The sequence below is a fragment of the Fibrobacter sp. genome, assembly GCA_012523595.1.
GTDB lineage: Bacteria > Fibrobacterota > Chitinivibrionia > Chitinivibrionales > Chitinispirillaceae > JAAYIG01.
Genome location: JAAYIG010000024.1, coordinates 1 through 1,872, shown reverse-complemented (window position 1 = coordinate 1,872; position 1,872 = coordinate 1). Strand labels below are relative to the sequence as shown.

Here is a 1,872-nt window from a genome sequence, read left to right as displayed (position 1 = left end):
CCCCTGGCTTCAGCCCGCAGAAGACGTAGGATTTTCCCGCTGTAGCTTCTTAGCGTAGGCGGGTCTTACGCCACCCCCTCTGTGTTGACATAGTGTGGTGCCGCCGGGAAACTGTTACAAGTCGGGTAAGATTGGCTGGCTTCTTAGTCTTTACTGGCGGAAGAAGAACGAATATTGTATACCGGACAAGAGCCTGAACTGTGATTAAATCAGAGTATCGTTTTGAAACAAACTCGACTTCCCTGCTCTTAATTCTTTGTAAACTACGTCATATAAGAGATAAGCAGAGAAGAAAGGGTCTGATATTCACTGCAGTTCCCACCTGAAATAAGCCTTCCCATTGCGGTTTGATTCGAAATCCCGTTCCACAATCTCCCGTTTCTCAGATATGACCACCAGGTCTTTGCGCTTTTCGTAGTGCTGACGGTTAAAGATGAAACGGCTGAGGTATTTTCCTTCTGTTGAGAAAACTATCATCTCTGCCCAGTTGTCAAGGTCAACCCTGACAAATACCTCATTGGTATTTGTGACTTCCACAACCCTGGCGCACATGATTACATCCCCGAATCCATAGAACAGTCTTGCGATCTCGCCTTTTTCTCCCTGATTTAGGCTGATGGTGTAGGGGCACCAGGAGGTGTTTACTCCTGCGATAGAGTCCTGCATTTTCTGCAGTTCAGCGGGGAGTGCGCTCTGGGTACGGGAGAGTTTAGTCCTGAGCGTTTCATCGGTGTAGCGATGAACAGTTACGAAGTATCCTTTGCGGGTGGTTTGTTCATTATCAAGGAAGTTTACATCTTTACCACTCAGGAGGATCACCTCGGGTCTGATCCCCCGGTTTGCGAGTGAATTGCACTCAAGCTTTATGGGTGAGAAGGCGATGTTGCCCTCGTTTATGAATTTACTCTCTACATTGTTCTCTGTCTTTACAGGCACATAGTGAAGATGCTGTCTCATGAACACATCGAGTTTTTTCCACTCGTAGTTCATCACCCCGTAATAGAGAAAACCTCTTCTGTCCACTGCCGGTACAAACGCCATCTTTCCTGCGCGACGCACAGTGTAGTTTGTGTTCTGTTCTTTGTTGAATGCAAGCACCGCATCTGCGGTTTCCTGTTTCAGCAACCGATCCACTGAGAGGATATTTCCGGCCTGATCACAGAGGATTATCGCCTGGTAGTATTCCTCCTCGGTATTGCCCTTCGATGAGACGAGTCCGTAGTAGAAGAACCTTTTGTCTACCGTGAATACTCCAAGAGGTTCGATCAGGTGGGATTTGATACCTCCTGCCTGATCCGCTTTAAGTCCCGGGAAAAAGGAGCTGTACTTTCCATCTTTCTCGACGATAATCGGGGAGGTGAAGGAGTACAGGCGATCGACCGACCACCATTTAAGCCCGCCTTTAAGTGATGTGTAACCGAGGAGATGGGGCATGAGAAACGATTTTGTGCTCATTTCATCGGTGATACTGTTACAGGCGATATTGAAAAGGACGCTTTTGTCGATTTCCGAGTAGATTGTGTACTTGTCGCTGGAGATTTTCTTGAGGGTGCTTTTAAAGAGCCTTTTCTCATACACCTCCGGCTTACCGTCATCACCCGCGCGGTAGTAAAGGATTGTTATGCTGTCCAGGGGGTAGGCCAGGAAGTAGGGGTTTTTGTTGTTTTTATTGATTTTAAAGAGGGAGTGGGAATCGATGAGTTTGCCGTTCTGGTTGTAGAGGACATAGCCTTTCTGGGAGTAGAAGAGGAGGGTCCCTTTTTCCATGAGGACGGGTCCGGAGAGGTTAGTCTTGATCCTGTCATCCCAGTGGCATCCGTAGATACTTGTTGTATCATCGTTAAGTGATATGGAAAAGAGCAGCAGGTCGTT

The 1,872-nt window shown here is 47.5% G+C and carries 1 protein-coding gene; it reads right to left on the bottom strand.

Translation table 11 applies throughout. The annotated features are described in order from the left end of the window. Positions 1–306 precede the first annotated feature (306 nt). On the bottom strand, positions 307–1,872 hold a 1,566-nt coding region (locus GX089_01125; GenBank protein NLP01074.1), incomplete at its 5' end, for a hypothetical protein.